The following is a 20,652-nucleotide window of genomic DNA, read 5'->3' as shown; positions in this document are numbered from 1 at the left end:
CTTCCCGATCCGCAGCGCGGGCCGCGGCGCGACGCCCGCCTCCCGCGACGTGCGTGAGACGGTCCTGTCCGACTGGCTGCTCGCCGTCGAGGCGGACGCCGGCGACTGGCCCGAGGAGCGGCTCGACCTGCTCCAGGGCGTGACCCAGCTGATCGCCGTCGAGCGCGACCGCCGCGACGCGGCCCGCACCGTGCGCCGCCGGCTCGCGCAGGAGGTCCTCGAACTGGTCCAGACGGGCGCCGCCCCCGCCGAGATCGCCGCACGCCTGCGCGTCGCCGCGCCCGTGCTGCTCCCCGGCCTCGGCGCCGCCCCGCACTGGCAGGTCATAGTGGCGAAGGTCGAGTGGGACGGCGGCGACATCGAGGGCGGCCCGGTCGCCCAGTCGCTCCTGGAGGAGATCCTCGTCGACCCCCTGTCGGCGGGGCCCGAGCCCTCCGACCGCATCGCCGTCGCCCACAACGGCGACGAGGCCATCGCCCTGGTGCCGCTGCCCGCCGTGCCGGACGAGCACGACGGGACGCAGACGGGGCTGCACGCCGACGCGCTCCTGGACTCCGTACGCGATCCGCTGACGGCGGGCCTCGCGGACGACGGGCGGCTCACGCTGGGCGTCAGCGCCGCCGTGCACTCGGCGGAGGGGCTGCGCGGGGCCCTGGAGGAGGCACGGCACGCCCGCCGCGTCGCCGCGGCCCGTACGGGGCGCGTGTGCGCCGCGGGTCACCAGGAGCTGGCCTCGCACGTCCTGCTGCTGCCGTTCGTCCCGGACGACGTGCGCCGCGCCTTCACGGCCCGCCTCCTCGACCCGCTGCGCGACTACGACCGCAAGCACCGCGCCGAGCTCATTCCGACCCTGGAGGCGTTCCTCGACTGCGACGGTTCGTGGACGCGCTGCGCGAGCCGTCTGCACCTCCACGTCAACACGCTGCGCTACCGCGTCGGGCGGATCGAACAGCTCACCAACCGCGATCTCTCGCGGCTCGAGGACAAGCTGGACTTCTTCCTGGCCCTGCGTATGAGCTGAACTCGGGCCGCCCGAAGGGTGTTTCGAACCCCGTCCGCCACCCCATGCGATTGTGAAATCTTTCACCTACCCCCTTGGCCGAGTGTGCCCATCCATGCTGAGATGCGCGCACGACAGCTCGGCTCAATGGTGTGCTCGGGGAGGGCAACGTGGCGCATACCGCCATGTCTGGTTCCGGAACGACTGCAGGGGACGATCCACTCCAGACCGCGGTATGGCGGCTGCGCTCACGCGCCTGCTGGACCGACGCGGCCGCACTGCTCGAGCGGCTCGCCGCGACGGACGCGCGGGCCGCGCTCCAGCGGGCCGCGCTGCTCGGGGAGCGCTGCCTCTACACCGAGCAGGGCTGGGCCGCCGCGGAGGACGCGCTGCGCGCCGCCGAGGCCCTGGCCCACGATGACGGCGAACGCGGCGCCGCGGCCTGCGAGCGCGGTCAACTCGCCTACTCGGCAACGCTGTTGGGGGTACGGGACCGGGCCGACGAGGCGCGCTCCGCACTCGGCAGGGCCGCCGCGCTGCTCCCGCCCGGCGCCCCGGGACGCGCCCTGCTGGACTTCAGGCGCGGCCTGATGGCGGAGAACCTGTCCGACTCGCCGCAGGCGGCCAGGGCCGCTTACCGCAGGGCCCACGCGGGTGCGACGGCGCACCCCGATCCGCTGCTGCTGTCCTTCACCTGGCGCCATCTGGCCGGACTCGCCCTGCGCGAAGGCGAGTTGACGGAGGCCCGGCACGGTTTCGCCGAGTCGCTGCGCATCCGCGAGGAACTCGGCTACCTGGTCGGCACGGCACCGGCGCTCGCTTCCCTGGCGGAGGCGGAACCCGACCCGGAGGCGGCGGCCCGCTTGCGTGCGGAGGCGTCCCGCCTGTTCCGCCTCCTGGGCGGCGTTCCCACATGGCTGGCGGAGCACTTGCCGACGGCGGCCTGACGGTCCGGCGCGGGCCGATGCCGGCGCAGTCAGTCCGCTGCCCCGGCGAAGTGCTCCCGTACCAGCGCCTGCACCACCGTGAGGTCCTGGGCCTCCAGCGCCGCGAGGAGTGCCATGTGTTCCGCGGCGTCGGCCACCAGGTCGGCGCGGCGGGACAGCGGTCCGCCGCCGGGCAGGGGCCACTGCGAGCGGCGGTGCAGGTCGTCCGCGACCCGTACGAGCTGTTCGTTGCCGCCGAGGGCGAGCATCGCGCGGTGAAAGGCCCGGTCCGTCTCCGCGTAGTGCGCACGGTCGCCGCCGGCGGCCGCGACGGCCGTCGCGTCGGCGAGGGGCCGCAGCTCGGCCCAGCGCGCCACCGGCACCGTACGGGCGAGCCGCAGCACTACGGGCACCTCGATCAGCGCCCGCACCTCGGCCAGCTCGGCGAGCTCGCGGGCGCTGCGCTCGGTGACGCGGAAGCCGCGGTTCGGCACGACCTCGACGGCGCCTTCGCGGGCCAGCTGCTGCATCGCCTCGCGCACGGGCGTCGCCGAGACGCCGAGGCCGTCACCGAGGACGGGCGCGGAGTAGACCTCGCCGGGCACGAGCTCGCCGTCGACGAGCGCGGTGCGCAGCGCGTCGAGCACCTGCCCGCGCACGGAGGTCCGCTCGACGCGGGGGCGCGGCAGCGGCGTCTCGCTGTGGGTGTGCTCGCCCCGGGTCTGCTCGGGCACCTGGTGCCACCCGGCGGTGCCCCGCTGCTCGGGAACGCCCGCGGGCAGCCCTGAGGGGGCACTGTCGGCGCGCGTTCTGGCCTGCTCCACCCAGGTCCTCCCCTGTCGTCGGTAATCCGCGGAATTCGTCCAACGCAGAACCATAGGCCGCTGGGCCCGCAGTTCAAACCCCCCATCGCTCGGGTAAGGTAAGGCTTACCTGCAAACGATCGCGATTCGGTGGTCCCCTGCATGCCTTTCCCCGCATCGGCCCCCGCGGCCACCAGCGCGCTCACGCCCGCGTACACCCGGCTGACCGAGGTGTTCGCGGGTCTGCGGATCACGGAGCTCGCCGACACCGAGGAACCCCCTCAGGGCAGCGGCTGGGTCGCCGCCGCCCGGCTCGCGGAGGGCGGACCCGCCCTCGACGCGTTCCTCGCGTGGGACAACGCTCAGGTGCTCAAGGACTACGGGCAGCAGGCCCGCCCGGACGTCGTCGCCAGTTTCGGCCTGCACCGCTACGCCTGGCCCGCCTGCCTGCTGGTCACGGTGCCGTGGTTCCTGGACCGCCGTGTCCCGCGCTTCCCCGTGACGGACGTCGCCTTCCAGCGCACCCTGGGACGGATGGCCGTACGCGTCACCGACTTCGCCTGCCTGCCGGGCGACCCGGCCGCAGCACTGCCCGGCGCCCACGTCGTGCCCGACGAGGAGGCGCTGCGGGCCGAGGTGCGCGCGGCCGTCGCCGGCCACCTGGGCCCGGTGCTCACCGGATTCGGACCGCGGATGCGGCGCGGCCCGCGCGCCCTGTGGGGCATGGCGACCGACGAGATCGTCGAGGGCCTCTGGTACATCGCCCATCTGCTCGGCGAGGAGCGCCGCGCGATGCAGGAGCTCGAACTGCTGCTGCCCGGCACGACGAAGCCGTACGCCGGCAAGCCCGCGTTCCGTGAACTCACCGGCCCCGAGGGCCAGTCGCTGCCGACGCGCGACCGGGCGAGCTGCTGCCTCTTCTACACGCTGCGCCCCGAGGACACCTGTGTGACGTGCCCCCGCACCTGCGACGCGGACCGAGTGGCGAGGCTGAGCGCAACCGCCTGAACGCGACGGCGGCAACCCCCTCGCCATGAACCACCCTTTCGGGTGACGTGATTCGAACTCAACTTCCCTCATTCTCAAGGGAGTTCGAGCGCATGCCCGCTTCGTACGCCCCCTCGCACTCCAATGGCGTTCTCTTGTCCCGAAACTCCTTGCGCACCGGTGGCCTTGAGTCAATATGGCGGCCGAAAAGCCCTACCGCGACGCAAGGGACCCCAGATGAGACTGACCGACATATCGCTGGACTGGCTGCTTCCCGGCGCCGTGCTGCTCCTGGGCCTGCTGGCGGCGGTGGCGGTCCTCGCACGCAGCAAGCGCGCCGGGGAGAGGGCGGCCGCATCGTCCGACGACTCGTGGGAGCGCAGCGAGGAACGCCGCAGGCGCAAGGAGGCCGTCTACGGCACCGCGTCCTACCTGCTGCTGTTCTGCTGCGCCGCCGTGGCCGCCGCGCTCTCCTTCCACGGGCTTGTCGGCTTCGGCCAGCAGAACCTGAACCTGTCCGGGGGCTGGGAGTACCTCGTCCCGTTCGGCCTCGACGGCGCGGCCATGTTCTGCTCCGTGCTCGCGGTGCGCGAGGCGAGCCACGGCGACGCGGCGCTCGGCTCCCGGATACTCGTGTGGACCTTCGCGGGCGCCGCCGCCTGGTTCAACTGGGTGCACGCGCCGCGCGGCATCAGCCACGCGGGCGCCCCGCACTTCTTCGCCGGCATGTCCCTGTCCGCCGCGGTCCTCTTCGACCGCGCGCTGAAGCAGACCCGCCGCGCGGCCCTGCGTGAACAGGGCCTGGTGCCGAGGCCGTTGCCGCAGATCCGGATCGTGCGGTGGCTGCGCGCGCCCCGCGAGACGTACGGCGCCTGGTCGCTGATGCTGCTCGAAGGGGTGCGCACCCTGGACGAGGCAGTGGAGGAGGTGCGCGAGGACAAGCGCGAGAAGGAGCAGAACCGGCTGCGCAGGCGCGAGCACGAGAAGCTGGAGCGGGCCCAGCTCAAGGCGATCAGCCGGGGCCATCCCACGCTCGGAGGGCGCGGAGGGCGCCAGGTGGACGTGCAGACCGCCGTCTCCGCGGGGGCCGGCACGGGGCAGGCGGGCGCGGAGCCTGCCATATCGGAGGACCCGCCGCCCTCACCTCAGGAACAGCTCCCGCTGCGCGCGCGTCCCTCCCTCCAGGCCGTCAAAGGCGGCCCTGAAGCCGGCAAGCCCGTCACGGTCGACCTCACGGCGGAGGACGACACCCAGGCCCTGCCGCGGCTCGACTCACTGGAGCAGAAGCTCAAGGACCTCGAGCGGCAATTCGGCTAGGTCCTGTCGTCCGAAGGGAGTCCGGCCCGGCGGGCTTGCCGTTCCGGGCGGTGGTCCCGCGGTGTCACGCGGGACCACCGTCCAGTTCGAACCAGACCACCTTGCCCACCCCCAGGGCCCGTACGCCCCAGGCGTCCGCGAGGGACTGCACCAGGACGAGACCCCGGCCGTTCGTACCGTCGTCGGCGACCGGTACGCGCAGCCTCGGCCTGCGCCCCACGAAGTCCCTGACCTCCACCCGGAGCCGCTTCGGCCCGACGGTGGCCGTGAGGACGGCGTCGTGGTCGGTGTGCACCAGGGCGTTCGTCACCAGTTCGCTGGTGAGCAGTTCCGCGGTCTGCGACCTCTCCGGCGGGCCCCACTCGTCGAGGAGTTCGCGCAGTGCGCGTCTGGCCTCGGGCACCGCCCGAAGATCGGACCGCCCCAGCGTGCGCCTGAGCTTCGCGCCGCCGTCCGTCGTGCCGTCTGTCGCCGCCCCGTCGCCGCCCGGCGCTTCCTCCGTTGGGGAGCGTCCGGCCACCGTGGTGGGAACGCGCCCTCGTACCAGCCGTTTCATGACCCCCGCCCGCACGCCGATGACCTTGACCCTTCTCCTGCGACCACGCTCGAACGCGTACACGGGAATGCATGCCCCGCACGCATGTCCGCACTCCTGTGGATTCATCCACCAACGAACTCGTGGCCCGGCAGGCGCCGGCAGGGCGACACGTACCGGCTACGGGCGTGGCACGTTGCGGATGTTGGAGCGGGCCATCTGCACCATGCGGCCGACACCGCCGTCCAGGACGATCTTGGAAGCGGAGAGCGCGAAGCCCGTCACCATCTCGGCGCTGATCCTCGGCGGGATCGACAGGGCGTTGGGGTCGGTGACGATGTCGACGAGGGCGGGGCCCTTGTGCTTGAAGGCGTCCTTCAGCGCCCCGGCGAGCTGCTTCGGCTTCTCCACGCGCACCCCGTACGCGCCGCACGCGCGGGCGACGGCCGCGAAGTCCGGGTTCTTGTTCGTCGTCCCGTACGACGGGAGCCCCGCCACGAGCATCTCCAACTCGACCATCCCGAGGGATGAGTTGTTGAAGAGGACGACCTTGACCGGCAGGTCGTACTGGACGAGGGTCAGGAAGTCTCCCATCAGCATGGAGAACCCGCCGTCGCCCGACATCGAGACGACCTGGCGGCCGCGGTCGACGAACTGGGCGCCGATCGCCATCGGCAGCGCGTTGGCCATGGAGCCGTGCGAGAACGAACCGATCACGCGACGGCGCCCGTTGGGCGAGATGTAGCGCGCCGCCCACACGTTGCACATGCCCGTGTCGACCGTGAACACGGCGTCGTCGGCGGCGAGTTCGTCCAGTACGGAGGCGACGTACTCCGGGTGGATCGGGGTGTGCTTCTCGACCTTCTTCGTGTACGCCTTGATGACGCCTTCGAGGGTGTCCGCGTGCTTCTTGAGCATCTTGTCGAGGAAGCGCCGGTTCGTCTTCGGCTGCACGCGCGGGGTCAGACAGCGCAGCGTCTCGCGCACGTCGCCCCACACCGCGAGGTCCAGCTTCGAGCGCCGGCCGAGGCGCTCCGGCCTGACGTCGACCTGGACGATCTTCACGTCCTTCTGCGGCAGGAACGCGTTGTACGGGAAGTCCGTGCCGAGCAGGATCAGCAGATCGCACTCGTGCGTCGCCTCGTACGCGGCGCCGTACCCGAGCAGCCCGCTCATCCCGACGTCGAACGGGTTGTCGTACTGAATCCATTCCTTGCCGCGCAGGGCGTGCCCGACCGGAGACTTGATCTTCTCGGCGAACTCCATGACCTCGGTGTGCGCGCCCGCGGTGCCGCTGCCGCAGAAGAGGGTGACCTTGGCGGCCTCGTCGATCATCTCGACGAGCCGGTCGATCTCCGCGTCGCCCGGGCGGATGGTCGGCCGGGACGTGACGATCGCCGTCTCGACGGACTTCTCGGGGGCGGGCCGGTCGGCGATGTCGCCGGGCAGCGTGACGACGCTGACGCCCGACTGGCCGACCGCGTGCTGGATCGCCGTCTGCAGGACGCGCGGCATCTGCTGCGGGTTGGAGATCATCTCGCTGTAGTGCGAGCACTCCTGGAAGAGCCGGTCCGGGTGGGTCTCCTGGAAGTAGCCGAGGCCGATCTCGCTCGACGGAATGTGCGAGGCGAGGGCCAGGACCGGGGCCATGGAGCGGTGGGCGTCGTAGAGCCCGTTGATGAGGTGCAGATTGCCGGGCCCGCAGGAGCCGGCGCAGGACGTCAGCTTCCCCGTGACCTGTGCCTCCGCCCCGGCGGCGAATGCTGCGGTCTCCTCGTGCCGTACGTGGATCCAGTCGATCGCGGAGTTGCGGCGGATCGCGTCGACGACCGGGTTCAGGCTGTCACCGACGACGCCGTACATGCGCTTGACGCCCGCGCGGACGAGGATGTCGACGAACTGCTCGGCGACGTTCTGCTTGGCCATGACTCATGCGCCCCTTCACGAACCGGGTACTGAGGACACTCCTTTCCCCATGAATTCACAGCGGGCGCGGTTACGCCTCCCAAACAGCGGCGGCCGTGCGGTCGTCCGCGTACCCCTTGACCCGTACCTGGGTGTCCGCGAGGAAGGCGGTGAGGCCGGGCGGGCCGCTCCCGTTCCAGCGGCGCGTGAGGTGCCCGGACAGTTCCGGCTCGCCCCGCAGGGGCTCGGCGAGGCCCGCCGTGCACAGCAGGAGCGTGTCACCCGGGCGGGCGACGGAGGCCCGGAAGCGGAACGGGTCGCGGGGCTGCTCGGGTGCCGGCTCGTACGGGCTCGGGGGCGTGGTGATCCCGAGGTCCATGGTCAGGCGGTCGCCGTCGGGGGTCTCCGGCGGCGGTGAGCCGTAGCCGACGACGGGGGCGCCCGACACCTCGGAGACCTGCGGCTCGATGTCCTGCCACGCGCCGTCGCGCAGCCGGAACAGGCCGCCTCCGCCGACGCCGAAGAACACGCGGGTGCGGCAGTCGGGGTCGGCGGGCAGCAGGAGGCAGCGCAGGCTCGCCGTGTACTCCTCCGGTTCGAGGCCCTGCTCGGCGGCGCTCGCCCTGAGTCTGCCGAGGCTGCGGTCCGTCAGGCGGTGCAGGCCCGACTTGAGGTCGCCCCGGTGGGCGGCGCGGATGTCCTCGGCGAGCCTCGCGTGGCTGCGGCCGACGGCGCGGCCGATCCAGTCGCAGGCCTCGGCCGCCGCGCGGTGCGCCCCGGGGGCGGCGCGGGCGCCGGTGGCCATGGCGACCAGGATCAGGGCGCCGGGTCCCGTGCCGAACCGGGCGGTGAGCAGACAGTCGCGGCGGGGCTCGCCCCGGTAGCGCGCGGAGTCGCCGCGCACGGACACCGCGCGCAGGGTGGATGTCCCGTATCTGGCGCCGTCCAGGACGGTGTCGGCGACGAGGTCGTCGAGGGTGTCGGGGTCGGCGGGCGGGAGCGCGGTGGGTTCGGCGTCGTAGGTGGGCGGGCCGTCGCCCACGTAGGGGATGACCGGGGGTTCGGGGCGGGCCCCGGGCCCTTCGGCGACGACCGCGTCCTGGCCGGGGCCGGTGTCGGGGGCCGCGTCGGTGGCGTGCGCATCGGTGTCGGGCGCGCGGAGGTCCGGCGCGGCGGTGGGAGGGGGCGGTGGTGGCCGGTGGCCGGGCGGCGGTGGCCCGGGCGGAAAACTCCGGGGGCGCCCCGGAGCGTGTGCCGGGGGTTCCCACGGGGCACGCGGGGCGCCCGGATCCGGCGGCGGGTCCACGGGCCGGGCAGGCGCCGGGGGCGGTGGCGGAGCCATCCGCTGCTCCGGGGGCGGTGGCGGTGGCGGAGCCATCCGCTGCTCCGGGACCGGCGCCCGCTCCGTGACCTGCTCGGGCACCGGCCCGGGGACCTGCTCGGGCACCGGTTCCGGGACCTGCTCCTCGCCCCTGTCGGAACCTGGTGGCGAGACCGTCCCCGACGCCGAGGCGAAGCGGTCGTCGAGGGTGTCCGGGGCCGGGGTCGGGCCCGTGTCGTCGGTGGATTCGTCGTACAACTGCCCCCACCAGTCGTCGCCTTGACCGTGTCGGCCGGAGTTCCTCTCCCCCTGCTGGCTCATGCCCTTATTGTCCACCGCACGGGCCTTACGAAAACGGGACACTCGAAAACGACCAGAAATGGCCCCGAATGACCCGGCTTGAAGCGAAAAAGGTCCGCCGGACGACCCCACCCCCCACGGGAAGGACGCCCGGCGGACCGGCTCGTTCGGTGATCAGCGCACGTCGTAGGCGCGCGTCACCGTCTGCGTGACCGAGTTCCCCTTGGAGTCGGTCAGTTCGGCCTTGAGCGTGACCGGCTTGCCGGAGGCGCCCGCGTGGTTCACGGTCGCGCTCCACTTGCCGTCACGCTCACTGGTCGGCGCCTCGGTCCACGTGGTGCCGCCGTCGTAGGAGTACGACAGCTCGGCCGAGGTGATCCTGCCGGGCGTGTAGCCGGCGTGGCCGGTCGCGGTGAGCGTGATCCGCTGGCCGTCCGTGGCGGGCAGCGTCTTGAGGTCGTCCTGCGGAAGGGCGTAGTGCGGGAAGAGCAGCGGGATGCCCTGCGAGTAGACGTTCTCCTCGAGGTGCGAGCGGAACGACCAGGTCGTCGTCGTCTGCGTGGAGCGGTTCCAGGCGCCGAAACTCTGCTTGAACGTGTTGAGCGTCAGGTCGTACGACGAGTCGTCGGCCGGGACGTCGAACACACCGGACGGCCAGGCGCTGTCCCCGATGACCTCGCCGTCGCGCTTCAGCTCCATGCCACCGAAGTCGCCGAAGCTGCCCTGGACGCCCTGGTGTTCACTGTCGCCCCAGAAGCCGGGCGCGACACCGATCAGGTTGCCCTGACGCTCGGCGGCGAGCGCCGGCTTCCCCGCCTCGTCGAGGGGCGTGGTGGGCGCGAGCACGCCGCCGTACCACTCCTCGGTGCGGTGCTCGCCCTTCTTGTACGTGCGCACCGGGTCGATCATGTACTCGCCCCAGGGGAAGCTGCTGGAGACCTGGTGGCCGAAGCCGGTGGTACCCGCCGAGTAGAGCTCAGTGCGGTGGGAGGGCGCCGCCACGGTCTCGAAGTCACCGAAGTAGGCCGTGAGTCCGCTGGGGCGCGTGACGCTGGGCATGTCCATGTAGTCGGTGGGCGTACCCATCGCTCGGTACGTCGCCTTGTTCTCGGCGAGGTCGCGGTCGCGGACGGTGTAGGTGCGCGCGCTCTGCACCGGGCCGCTCTCGGGGAAGGCCAGGTTGTAGAAGTACGGGCTCTTCGCCGTGCCCTTCCAGCGGAGGGTCACGTCGCCGGCGCCGATCCGGGTGAGCAGGTCGGCGGCCTCGTCGGACGGGATACCGATGACGGGCAGGGAGCCGCCGATGAAGCCGACGGACGGGTAGAAGCGCCCCGGAATCGAGCGGTGGGCGAGGACGGCGATGGCTCCGGCGTCCTTGGCCGCCTTGGCCACGGCCGCGGCCGCGCCGTTGTCGGCGAGCTTGACCAGAGCGATCTTGCCCTTGACGCCGGCCGCGGCGAGCTCGGCGGCCGTACCGGACTTGGCATCGACGACCTGGGCCTTGCCGGAGCCGTCGAGGTTCGCGGAGTTCGTCGCCCCGGCCACCGCGTGCAGCGTGGGGCCGCCTTCGACGCCGAACTCGGTGAGCTGCGGGGCCGCAGCGCGCCAGAAGCTGTCGAACTCGAAGGTGCCGTCGGTGGCCCGGCCCTCGACGTCGGCGTAGTAGCCGGCGATGCTGCGGCCGCCGCCCGCGGTGCCGGCGTGCAGCCAGGTGTCGTCCCAGCTGCGGGCGAACCCGAGGGTGGCTCCGCGCACTTCGGACGCCTTGTCGGTCTTCACGCTCAATCGGCCGGCCTTGCGGGCGTCGAGGACGACGGTGGTGTCCTTCTTCACCTCGAGCTGCGGACGGGCCAGGTAGGAAAGGGAGTTGAGAAGGGTGCCCTCGGTGTCGGGCGTGGCGACGAAGCTGGAGAGGAAGTAGCGGCCCGGACGCACCTGGTACGTCTGGTCGGCCGCGCCCTCGTTGAAGCGGCGCTCGCCTCTGGCGTCGTCGGTGCCGATCAGGTCGACGGACGACTGGGCGTCGGCGGGCTTGCCGGAGCGGTCGACGAGCTTGACCCGCAGGGTGACCGTCTCGGGCTGTACGTACAGCGAGAAGGGCGTGGAGACGCTGACGCCGTCGGCGGTGGCGAGGACGCGGCCGGTGACGTCGCCGTACTGGGCGGCCCTGAGCGAGGCGGTGGGGTCGATCTTCAGCGGGACCTTGACGGTCGCGCCCGCGGGGACGGTGACCGTGCGCTCGCCGAGCTTCGCGACGGAGGAGTGGACCGCGGAGCCGTCGTTGCCGGTGACGCCCTGGACGGCAAGGCTCAGCCGGACCGGCTTGTCGGTGGTGTTGGTGTAGGGCACGTCGACGGTGGTGCGGTCGCTGCTGTCCTGCGGCCAGTTGAAGCTGCCGCCCTGGACGGCGCTCGCGCCGAGCACCTTCTCGTCGACCGCGGCCTTCACGTCGAGGCGGCCGCCGCCGGTCTCGCGCACGTCGCCGGGGATGGCCGCGTCCGCGGAGGACACGAGGGCCGACTTGATCTGCTGCGCGCTCCAGTCGGGGTGGCGCTGCTTGACGATGGCGGCGGCGCCCGCGACGTGCGGGGTCGCCATCGACGTACCGCTCATGGACTGGTACGCGTAGACGCCCCGGCCGCCCGCGGCGGCGGCCGAGATGTCGACGCCGGGCGCGGTGATCTCGGGCTTGAGGGTGTGCGAGCCGTAGGCCGGGCCGCGGCTGGAGAAGCTCGCGGTGGAGTCGTCGCGGTCGACGGCACCGACGGTCAGGACGCTCGGGGCGCAGCCGGGTGAGGACACGGAGTTGTTGCCGGGGCCGGTGTTGCCCGCCGCGATGACGAAGAGGGTGTTCTTCGAGGACTGCGCGAGTTCTTCGGTGGCGATGGCCATCGGGTCGGTGCAGTCGGTCTGTGCGGGGTTGCCGAGGCTCATGGAGACGACGTCGGCGCCCTGGTCGACGGCCCACTGCATGCCGGCGATGATCCACGAAGTGGCGCCGGAGCCCGAGTCGTTGAGGACCTTGCCGTTGAGGAGCGAGGTGCCGGGGGCGACGCCGCGCTTCTTGCCGTCGCTCGCCGCGCCGGTCCCGCCGACGGTGGACGTGGTGTGGGTGCCGTGGCCCTGATGGTCGGTCGCGTCGGGCGAGTCGGTGAAGTTCTTCGACTCGGCGACGCGCCCCTTGAGGTCGGGGTGGTCGGTGTCGACACCGGTGTCGAGAACGGCGACCTTGGTGCCCTTGCCGTCGTAGCCGGCGGCCCACGCCTCGGGGGCGTGCACCTGCTTCGTCGACCGGTCGAGGCTGGCCTCCACCTTCTCGTCGAGCCACAGCTTCTTGAGGGAGCCGGCGGCGCGGGAGCGGGTGTTGGTGACGTCCGCCCAGAAGTCGGCGGCCTTCTTCTTGTCGGCCTTCAGCGCCACGCCGTCGACGGGGTCGAGCACGAGGCCGCGCTCGGCGCCGCGCGGGGCGGCGGGCGCGCTGCGGGCGACGTCGACGGACTTGTCGTAGACCGCGATGAGCGGCAGCGACTTGCTGCGCGCGTCGTCGTAGCCCTGGCGGACGAGGCCCGTGACGTTGAAGAGCTCCTCGTCGACGCGGCCGTCGGCGATCGCCTTGACGGCGCCGGCGGGGTAGACGTAGAGGTCCTGGCCCGACGTCCGCGTCTGCACGAGGGGGGCGGTGCCGTCCTCGCCGGGGAGCGCGGTGGCCGCGCTGTGGCCCGAACCGTCCTTGGTCACCAGGATCCGGTCGCCCGTGACGAGCGTGACGACGGAGCCCGCCCCCTCCTTCGCGGCCGCCTCGCTGCCGACGAGCGGTCTCTTGGCGTCCTCCCGTGGCTCGGCCACGGTAGGCAGGGCCGCGGTGACGGCCAGGACGACGGCGGTCGCCGCCACCGAGGCCGTACGCGATATCGCGCGCATCGCTCTCCCTCTCCCCAGGTGAAAGCGCAGGTGAATACGGCACAAAGGCCGTATTCCCGGCGGATGTTGGTGCTGCGGTGGCGCCACATTGGCAGAGAGAGCGCTGGTACGGGGAAGATGGGGCGCGGCGGGTTTGTGCCGTGGCCGTTTCCCGCCACGGTGCCGCCGGAACCGAGGCTCGGGGAGGGGCATCGCCGCATGCTGGGTGCGATAGGTCTGGACGAGATGCACGAGAGCACCTACCGCGCGCTCGTGTCGCTGGGCGCGGCCGACGTGCCCGATCTCGCGGGGCGGCTCGCCCTCGCCGAGTACGAGACCGAGCACGCGCTGCGCAGACTGGAGCGGCACGGGCTCGCGGCACAGTCGTCCGCTCGGCCGGGGCGCTGGGTCGCGGCTCCGCCGGGCGTCGCGCTCGGCGCGCTCCTGACGCAGCAGCGGCACGAGCTGGAGAAGGCGGAGCTGGCGGCGGCGCTGCTCGCGGAGGAGTACCGGGCGCAGGCCGCCGAGCCCGCCGTGCACGATCTGGTCGAGGTGGTCACGGGCGCGGCGGCCGTCTCGCAGCGGTTCCTGCAGCTTCAGCTGGGTGCGACGGACGAGGTGTGCGCGCTGGTCACCGGCAATCCGATCGTCGTCTCGGGGATGGACAACGAGGCGGAGGAGCAGGCCACCGGCCGGGGCGTCGCGTACCGGGTCGTGGTGGAGCGCGAGGTGCTCTCGATGCCGACGGGGCTGACGGAGCTGTCGGCCGCGATCGGGCGGGACGAGCAGGTACGGGTCGTGGACCGGGTGCCGACGAAGCTGGTGATCGCCGACGGGGCGCTCGCGATGGTGCCGCTGACCTCGCGCGGGGCGGAGCCCGCGGCGCTCGTCGTACACGCGAGCGGGCTCCTGGAGTCGCTGTCCGGACTGTTCGAGGCGGTCTGGCGGGACGCGCTGCCGCTGCGGCTCGGCGAGAGCAGCCGCGTGATCACCGAGCAGGAGCCGGACGGCCCCGACGGCACGGACCTGGAGATCCTCTCCCTTCTTCTGGCCGGACTCACGGACGCGAGCGTCGCCAAGCAGCTCGACCTGGGGCTTCGCACGGTCCAGCGCAGGGTGAAGCGCCTGATGGAACTGGCCGGTGTGACGACGCGGCTCCAGCTGGGCTGGCATGCGTACGAGCGGGGCTGGGTGGCACGGGACGTGCCGGGGTCGGACCGGGTCGGGGAGCGGATTCAGGAGCGACCCGGGGAGCACGGCGCGGAGGGGTGACTTCCGCGGCCGGAAGCTGTCGGTGGTGGCGGAGCGTGAAGCTCTGCGATCTGCGGGTTCGGCCGTTGTCCGGCACTCTTGGCAGATGGGCGTGTGGGAACTCCTGCTGGTGGGAGTGGTGATGCTGCTCGGCCTGTGCGGAGTGCTCGTGCCCGGGGTGCCCGGGTCGTGGCTCGTGTGGGCCGCGGTCCTCGTGTGGTCGCTCCAGGACCCGAACGGGCTGGCCTGGGGTGTTCTGGTCGGCGCCACCGCCGTCCTGCTCGCCGCCCAGGTGCTTCGCTGGCAGCTCCCGCCGCGTCGGCTGCGCGAGAGCGGGGCCACGCGCCGCACCGCGATATGGGCGGGGACCGGCGCCCTCGTCGGTTTCTGCGTGATCCCGGTGATCGGATCGATCCCGGGGTTCATCGGAGGTATCTACCTCTGCGAGCGCCTGCGCCTCGGACGGCACGGCGACGCCGTCGCCTCGACCCGGACCGCGATGCGTGCCGGCGGCTCCAGTGTCCTGGCCGAACTCTTCGCCTGCCTGCTCATCGTGGGCGCCTGGATCGGGGCCGCGATCTGGGGCTAGCCGCTCCGGTTCATGTACACGTACAGCATCCACATAGCGCGAGTTACATCGGATCTCTCCCAGCATATTGACGGGCTCTCGTCACATCTCTAGCTTGCCGCAGGGGATAGCTCCGATGAATCGACGTCCGCTTCGACACGTGGAGGCTGCGCCATGCCAAGACCGTCCAGAAGGACCGTGCTCGCCACCGGATCCACCCTCGCCGGGGCCGCGCTGGCGGGCGGGCTGCCGTCACAGGCCACCGCCGCCACCCCCGTCGCGACCCCCGCCACAGCGGTGAGCGCTCCCTCCGAGGACGCCTGGCGCACCGTCCTCGACGACGCCGACCTCGTCTGGCAGAAGATGCCGAAGACCTGGTACGAGGGCCCGTACCTGGGCAACGGCCTCCTCGGCTCCGGGATCTACCAGGAGCCCGGGAAGAACGCGATCCGCTTCAACGTCCAGCACTCCGAGGTCCAGGACCACCGCCCGGAGTTCGGCTCCCTGTTCGGTCTGGCCAGGCTGCCCATCGGCTACTTCACGCTGGAACCCGTCGGCGCCATCACCGGCCTCGACTGGCGCCTGCGCCTTCGCGACGCGGAGCTGACCGGCACCCTCACCACCGACAAGGGCACGCTCACGATCCGCGCCCAGGTCACCAACGCGCTCTCCGTCCTCGCCGTCGAGGTCACCCCGTCCGAGGGCGAGCGCGGCTTCGCGTGGGTCTTCCACCCCGCCCAGTCGATCAGCCCGCGCGCCGCGTTCCAGCCGATCCCGGCCGGCTACGAGGGCAACCCGCCCGCCGAGTCCGGTGAGTACGACGGCATCTCCGCCTCCGTCCAGCCGCTCCTGTCCGGCGGCCAGCACGTCACCGCCTGGCGCGAGCGCACCCGCGGCGAGCGGCGGACGCTGTACGTGAACGTGGCGCACTCCTTCCCGAAGTCCACCGCCCGCGACCGGGCCGTCCGGGCGGTGCGCGCCGCGGCCGTGCTCCCCTACGACGCCCTCGCCGTGACCCATCGCGCCTGGTGGCACGCGTACTACCGCAAGAGCTTCCTGTCCGTCCCCGACGCGCGCATCCAGCGCTTCTACTGGATCCAGCTCTACAAGACGGCGTCCGCCGCCCGCCGGGACGCCCCCGTCATGGCGACCAGCGGCCCCTGGCTGGAGCCGACGCCGTGGCCCGCGACCTGGTGGAACCTCAACGTGCAGCTGGAGTACTGGCTGATCCACGGCTCGAACCACCTCGAACTCGACGCCGTCACACGGGCGCTGGGCGAGTTCCGGGACAACCTCACCGCCGAGATGGCCGCCCCGTACCGCGCCGACTCGCTCGGCATCCCGCGCACCACGGACATGCACCTCGTCAACGGCGGCGCGACGAGCAACGCGCAGGGCTACGGCGTCGGCATCCCCGGCCAGGACACTCCGACGCCCGAGGTCGGCAACCTCACCTGGGCGCTGCACAACGTGTGGCTGAGCTACCGGCACACCATGGACGAGAAGATCCTGCGCGACGTCCTCTTCCCCCTGCTGCGCAAGGCGATCAACTACTACCTGCACTTCCTGGAGCCGGGAGCCGACGGCAGGCTGCACCTGCCCGCGACGTTCTCTCCCGAGTACGGCGGCAACACCCGCGACTGCAACTACGACCTGATGCTCCTGACGTGGGGCTGCCGTACCCTCCTGGATTCGGCCGAACTCCTGGGCATCGAGGACGAGTTGGCGCCGCGCTGGCGCGAGGTGCTCGCCAGACGCGTGGCCTACCCGACGGACATGAACGGCTTCATGATCGGCGCGGACATCCCCTTCGCGAAGTCACACCGCCACTACTCGCACATGCTCGCGGTGTACCCGCTGTACGAGCTGACCGGCCGCACCCCCGACGAACTCGCCCTGATCGAGAAGTCGCTGGCCCACTGGGTCGGCTTCGAAGGGGCCCTCCAGGGCTATACGTTCACGGGCGCGGCCTCGATGTCGGCGCTGCTCGGCAAGGGCGAGGACGCCCTGAAGTACCTGGGCCAGCTGATGTCCCGCTTCATCCAGGCAAACACCATGTACAAGGAGTCGGGCCCGGTCATCGAGACGCCGCTGTCGGCCGCCCAGTCCCTGCACGACATGCTGTGCCAGTCCTGGGGCGACGTGATCCGCGTCTTCCCGACCCTGCCCGCCGCATGGAAGGACCTCGCCGTCCACAACTTCCGTACGCAGGGCGCCTTTCTGCTGAGCGCGGTACGCGAGGGCGGCACGACGCGCTGGGTGCGGCTCGTGAGCGAGGCGGGCGCGCCGTGTGTGGTGCGGCACGGCATCGCGGGCGCGGTCGACGTACGCGACGGCCGGGGCAGGCCGCTGCGCTACGAGGACGCGGGCGACGGCGCGATCCGGATCACCCTGCGCAAGGGCGACTCGGCGCTCGTCACGGCGAAGGGCGACCGCCCCGGCCTGAGCGTCGAGCCGGTCACGGCGAACGCGCCGGCGGAGCGCTGGGGACTGCCCGCCTGACGCCGACGCGTATCCCCGCGGCCCGGGCCTGCCCGCCTCCGGGGCAGGCCCGGGCCACACACTCCCGCCATAACGAGATCACAAACCCTTGTCCTACCCCTAGGAGATACCGACTGGACGGTATTAGCCTCCCCGACCATGCACACGCTGGCGTGTGTCTCGACAGCAGGGAGGCATGATGTCGGTTTCGTCACCGGCGGACACGGCGCGGCGCACCAGCCGGCCGATCCCCTCAGCTCTGAGCCGCCTCGGCGGCAGACGGCTCGACCACTACCCCGAGAGTGGTCCCCGGTACTGGTACCTGGGCATCGTCGTGCTCGCCACGATCGTTCTCTACTACCAGCTGTACATCCAGTACGCGGTGTCGACAGCCATCATCAGCCACTACCACATGACGTTCCTGTACTTCGTCTACATATCGGTGGCCGCCAACGCGGTGGGCGCCTTCTCGTCCCTGGTGGCCGGCCTCGCCGACCGCTGGGGCCGGGCGAACATCGTGGTCTACGGCCTGCTGGTGGTCGGCCTGCTCACCACGTTCGCCCTGCCCAACGCGCCGGGCAAGGCGAGCTATCTGCTCATCTACGCGGCCGTGTCACTCGTCGAGGGCATGATCCTGGTCGCCACCCCGGCGCTCATCAGGGACTTCTCTCCGCAGCTCGGCCGGGCCTCGGCGATGGGCTACTGGACGATGGGGCCGATCATCGGCAGCCTCGTGGTCACCGCCGTCACCTCCCGCACCTTCAGCGGCTCCACCACCTGGCAGGACGAGATCCGCTTCGCGGGCATCAGCGGCCTCGCCATGTTCGTCGTCGCGCTGTTCGGACTGCGTGAGCTGGCCCCGGCGCTGCGCGACCAGATCATGGTGAGCCTGCGCGACCGCGCGCTGGTCGAGGCGCGCGCCAAGGGGATGGACACCAAGACGGCGCTGCGCGGTCAGTGGCGCCAGATGCTCCGCCTCGACGTCATCGGCTCCGCCGTCGCCATCAGCGTCTACCTCCTGCTGTACTTCGCCGCCGTCGGCAACTTCGTGCTCTACTTCGCCACCAACTTCGGATACACCCCGCAGCGCGCCAACGCCCTGCTGAACTGGTACTGGGGAGCGAACGCGATCTCGCTGGTCCTGGCCGGCCTGTTCTCCGACCGCCTGCGCGTGCGCAAGCCCTTCATGCTGCTCGGCGCGCTCGGGTCCATAGGCTTCACGCTGGCGTTCACCCTGCACGCCACCCAACCGCACACCGGCTACTACACGTTCGCGTTCATCGTGGCGGGCATCGGCGTCACCAGCGGTATCGCCTACTCGCCGTGGATGGCGAGCTTCACGGAGACGGTCGAGCGGCACAACCCGGCGGCCACCGCCACGGGTCTCGCCGTGTGGGGCTGGATCGTGCGGATCACCGTCGCCCTGTCCGCCGCCTTCGTACCGCTCGTCGTGAGCACCGTGACCCCGCTGATCGAACACGGCGCGGAGGTCAAGGCGGCGTCGGTGCAGGCGGCTCCGGCCCTCGCCATCACGAACGCCCACCCGAAGCTCTTCGCCGAACTCGGCTCGTACGCGCCGGACAAGGTGCCCGCCCCGCTGCTGGCCCAGGCCCGGAAGGAGGTCGGCGCCGAAGGTCGGGAGACCGTGCAGAAGGCGGCGCCGCAGCTGAAGATCCTGCGCGAGCACGGGCCCGAGGTGCAGCGGGCGAGCGCGGACAACGCGCACGCGTGGCAGACCTGGTGGTGGGTGTGTCTCGGCGGGCAGGTGCTGTTCCTGCCGTTCATCTTCGTGATGACGGGCAGGTGGCGGCCGCGCGACGCGCGCCGCGACGTCGAGGAGCACGAGGAACTGGTGGCCCGGCAGGTCGCCGAACTGAAGGAGAGCACCGCATGACCGCCGCGACTCAGCTGCACGCACTCGGCGCCCTCGAACAGGCCGCCGCCGTCCGCAAGGGCGAGGTCGGCCCGGTGGAACTCGTACGGCATCACCTGGACCGGGTGGAGCGTCACGACGAGCAGTTCGGCGCCTTTGTGACGGTGACGCCCGACGCCGCTCTGGCCGAGGCGGCGGCCGCGCAGGAGCGGCGCGCGGACGGGGACCTGCCGCCGCTGTTCGGCGTGCCGACGGCCGTCAAGGACCTGGTGGACACGGCCGGCGTGCGCACGACGTACGGGTCCAAGGCCTTCGCCGGCCATGTGCCGGATGCCGACGCCTACAGCGTGACCCGGCTGCGCGAGGCCGGCACGATCAGCCTCGGCAAGACCAACACCCCTGAATTCGGCTGCTGTTGCTACACCGACAACGATGTGTCGGGTCCGGCCCGCAACCCGTGGGACCCTGCCCTGTCCGCCGGAGGATCCAGCGGCGGGGCGGCGGTGGCCGTGGCGCTCGGCCTCGTGCCGGTCGCCCACGCCAGCGACGGGGGCGGCTCCATCCGGATCCCGGCGAGCGTCTGCGGCCTCTTCGGCATCAAGCCGTCGCGGGGCCGGGTCAGTTCGGGACCCGCCGGGATCGAGGTCAACGGCCTGTCCGTACAAGGGCCGTTGGCGCGCAGTGTGCGCGACGCGGCGGCGCTGCTCGACGCGCTGGCGGGGCCCGAGCAGGGCGACCCGCACTGGGCGCCGCCGCTCCCGCCGGGCGAGACGTTCCTCGCGTATGCCGAGCGCTCCCCCGGGCGGCTGCGCATCGGCCGGTACGCGCGGCCCGCCGCCGAAGGCGTGACGGTGGACCCGGCATGCCTGGCGGCCTGGGAGCACGCCTCGCAACTGCTCGAAGATCTCGGGCACATCGTGGAGGACATCCCGACGCCGTTCGGTCCCGAGATCAGCGGCCACTTCGTGACGGCGTGGGGAGTGCAGTCGCTCGGGCACACCCTCGACGCCGGGGCGGAGAAGCTGCTGCGGCCGGTGACCCGGGCCTGGCGCGAGTTCGGCCGTGGCATCAGCGGGGAGCAGCTCGCGGCCGCCATCACCGGGATGCAGCGCGCCGCACGCCGTGCGGTACGGGCGACGTCCGGCTACAACGCCGTACTCACCCCGACGCTTGCCACGCTGCCGCAACCGCTCGAGTTCTTCGACGAGTCCGGCGACCCGCTCGACAACCTGCGCCGGCAGAGCGCGTTCAGCGCCTTCACCAGCCCGTACAACATGACCGGTCAGCCGGCGGTCAACGTCCCCCTGTACTGGACCCCGCAGGGCGGCATCCCGGTGGGAGTCTCCCTGGTGGGCCGCCCCGCCGACGAGGCCACCCTGATCGCCCTGAGCGCGCAGCTGGAGGAGGCGCACCCCTGGCACGACAGGTACACACGCCTCTTCTCGTAGCCGTCGGGACGCATCGGGCAACGGCCCTAGGGCCGGG

Annotated in this window: 14 protein-coding genes; 9 read left to right on the top strand and 5 right to left on the bottom strand. The window is 72.0% G+C overall.

Going from position 1 to position 20,652, the window contains the following annotated elements:
* Both CG723_RS47280 and CG723_RS01930 read left to right on the top strand, forming a co-directional pair.
* A partial coding sequence (locus CG723_RS47280) for a PucR family transcriptional regulator (protein ID WP_234374090.1) occupies window positions 1–1,021 on the top strand: 1,021 nt, incomplete at its 5' end.
* A 164-nt stretch (window positions 1,022–1,185) separates the two neighbouring features.
* Window positions 1,186–1,947 carry a hypothetical protein gene (locus CG723_RS01930; protein ID WP_100591784.1) on the top strand — a complete coding sequence of 254 codons (762 nt, stop codon included), beginning with the start codon at window positions 1,186–1,188 and terminating at the stop codon, window positions 1,945–1,947.
* Window positions 1,948–1,976: 29 nt separating this feature from the next.
* Here the strand turns inward: CG723_RS01930 and CG723_RS01925 are convergent, their stop codons facing one another.
* Window positions 1,977–2,750, bottom strand: a complete 774-nt coding sequence (locus CG723_RS01925; protein WP_100591388.1) for a GntR family transcriptional regulator — start codon at window positions 2,748–2,750, stop codon at window positions 1,977–1,979.
* 141 nt (window positions 2,751–2,891) lie between these two features.
* Between CG723_RS01925 and CG723_RS01920 the strand changes: the two genes are divergently transcribed.
* Window positions 2,892–3,737 carry a (2Fe-2S)-binding protein gene (locus tag CG723_RS01920; RefSeq protein ID WP_100591387.1) on the top strand — a complete coding sequence of 282 codons (846 nt, stop codon included), beginning with the start codon at window positions 2,892–2,894 and terminating at the stop codon, window positions 3,735–3,737.
* A gap of 216 nt (window positions 3,738–3,953) precedes the next feature.
* Window positions 3,954–5,033, top strand: coding sequence for a DUF2637 domain-containing protein (locus CG723_RS01915; RefSeq protein ID WP_100591386.1), 1,080 nt, complete (start codon window positions 3,954–3,956; stop codon window positions 5,031–5,033).
* A 64-nt stretch (window positions 5,034–5,097) separates the two neighbouring features.
* On the opposite strand, the gene CG723_RS01910 is transcribed toward CG723_RS01915, so the two are convergent.
* From CG723_RS01910 to CG723_RS01895, 4 genes are all read right to left on the bottom strand, one after another.
* Window positions 5,098–5,589, bottom strand: a complete 492-nt coding sequence (locus CG723_RS01910) for an ATP-binding protein (RefSeq protein ID WP_100591783.1) — start codon at window positions 5,587–5,589, stop codon at window positions 5,098–5,100.
* A 159-nt stretch (window positions 5,590–5,748) separates the two neighbouring features.
* Window positions 5,749–7,494 (bottom strand): pyruvate dehydrogenase, encoded by a 1,746-nt coding sequence (locus tag CG723_RS01905; RefSeq protein WP_100591385.1) that lies wholly within the window; start codon window positions 7,492–7,494, stop codon window positions 5,749–5,751.
* Window positions 7,495–7,564: 70 nt separating this feature from the next.
* Window positions 7,565–9,115 (bottom strand): protein phosphatase 2C domain-containing protein, encoded by a 1,551-nt coding sequence (locus CG723_RS01900; protein WP_100591384.1) that lies wholly within the window; start codon window positions 9,113–9,115, stop codon window positions 7,565–7,567.
* A 153-nt stretch (window positions 9,116–9,268) separates the two neighbouring features.
* Window positions 9,269–13,015, bottom strand: coding sequence for a S8 family peptidase (locus CG723_RS01895; RefSeq protein WP_100591383.1), 3,747 nt, complete (start codon window positions 13,013–13,015; stop codon window positions 9,269–9,271).
* Between the two features lie 198 nt (window positions 13,016–13,213).
* Here CG723_RS01895 and CG723_RS01890 point away from each other — a divergent pair, with 198 nt between their 5' ends.
* From CG723_RS01890 to CG723_RS01870, 5 genes are all read left to right on the top strand, one after another.
* On the top strand, window positions 13,214–14,266 hold the full coding sequence (locus tag CG723_RS01890; RefSeq protein WP_100591382.1) for a helix-turn-helix transcriptional regulator: 1,053 nt from the start codon (window positions 13,214–13,216) through the stop codon (window positions 14,264–14,266).
* 85 nt (window positions 14,267–14,351) lie between these two features.
* Window positions 14,352–14,834, top strand: coding sequence for a DUF456 domain-containing protein (locus CG723_RS01885; protein ID WP_100591381.1), 483 nt, complete (start codon window positions 14,352–14,354; stop codon window positions 14,832–14,834).
* 153 nt (window positions 14,835–14,987) lie between these two features.
* Window positions 14,988–17,315 (top strand): glycosyl hydrolase family 95 catalytic domain-containing protein, encoded by a 2,328-nt coding sequence (locus CG723_RS01880; RefSeq protein ID WP_100591380.1) that lies wholly within the window; start codon window positions 14,988–14,990, stop codon window positions 17,313–17,315.
* A 178-nt stretch (window positions 17,316–17,493) separates the two neighbouring features.
* On the top strand, window positions 17,494–19,188 hold the full coding sequence (locus tag CG723_RS01875) for an MFS transporter (protein ID WP_234374089.1): 1,695 nt from the start codon (window positions 17,494–17,496) through the stop codon (window positions 19,186–19,188).
* Window positions 19,185–20,615 (top strand): amidase, encoded by a 1,431-nt coding sequence (locus CG723_RS01870; protein WP_100591378.1) that lies wholly within the window; start codon window positions 19,185–19,187, stop codon window positions 20,613–20,615. The genes CG723_RS01875 and CG723_RS01870 overlap by 4 nt, the downstream gene beginning before the upstream one ends.
* Window positions 20,616–20,652 lie beyond the last annotated feature (37 nt).

Origin of the sequence: Streptomyces sp. CB01635 (genome assembly GCF_002803065.1) — a bacterium.
Classification (GTDB): domain Bacteria; phylum Actinomycetota; class Actinomycetes; order Streptomycetales; family Streptomycetaceae; genus Streptomyces.
This window is presented reverse-complemented; position numbering and strand designations above follow the sequence as displayed.

Bases quoted from the DNA above. Each gene is read 5' to 3' on its own strand.
- CG723_RS01890 (WP_100591382.1), top strand. From the start codon at position 13,214: ATGCTGGGTGCGATAGGTCTGGACGAGATGCACGAGAGCACCTACCGC.
- CG723_RS01875 (WP_234374089.1), top strand. From the start codon at position 17,494: ATGTCGGTTTCGTCACCGGCGGACACGGCGCGGCGCACCAGCCGGCCG.
- CG723_RS01915 (WP_100591386.1), top strand. From the start codon at position 3,954: ATGAGACTGACCGACATATCGCTGGACTGGCTGCTTCCCGGCGCCGTG.
- CG723_RS01920 (WP_100591387.1), top strand. From the start codon at position 2,892: ATGCCTTTCCCCGCATCGGCCCCCGCGGCCACCAGCGCGCTCACGCCC.
- CG723_RS01905 (WP_100591385.1), bottom strand. From the start codon at position 7,494: ATGGCCAAGCAGAACGTCGCCGAGCAGTTCGTCGACATCCTCGTCCGC.
- CG723_RS01930 (WP_100591784.1), top strand. From the start codon at position 1,186: ATGTCTGGTTCCGGAACGACTGCAGGGGACGATCCACTCCAGACCGCG.
- CG723_RS01870 (WP_100591378.1), top strand. From the start codon at position 19,185: ATGACCGCCGCGACTCAGCTGCACGCACTCGGCGCCCTCGAACAGGCC.
- CG723_RS01910 (WP_100591783.1), bottom strand. From the start codon at position 5,589: ATGAAACGGCTGGTACGAGGGCGCGTTCCCACCACGGTGGCCGGACGC.
- CG723_RS01885 (WP_100591381.1), top strand. From the start codon at position 14,352: ATGGGCGTGTGGGAACTCCTGCTGGTGGGAGTGGTGATGCTGCTCGGC.
- CG723_RS01880 (WP_100591380.1), top strand. From the start codon at position 14,988: ATGCCAAGACCGTCCAGAAGGACCGTGCTCGCCACCGGATCCACCCTC.
- CG723_RS01895 (WP_100591383.1), bottom strand. From the start codon at position 13,015: ATGCGCGCGATATCGCGTACGGCCTCGGTGGCGGCGACCGCCGTCGTC.
- CG723_RS01900 (WP_100591384.1), bottom strand. From the start codon at position 9,115: ATGAGCCAGCAGGGGGAGAGGAACTCCGGCCGACACGGTCAAGGCGAC.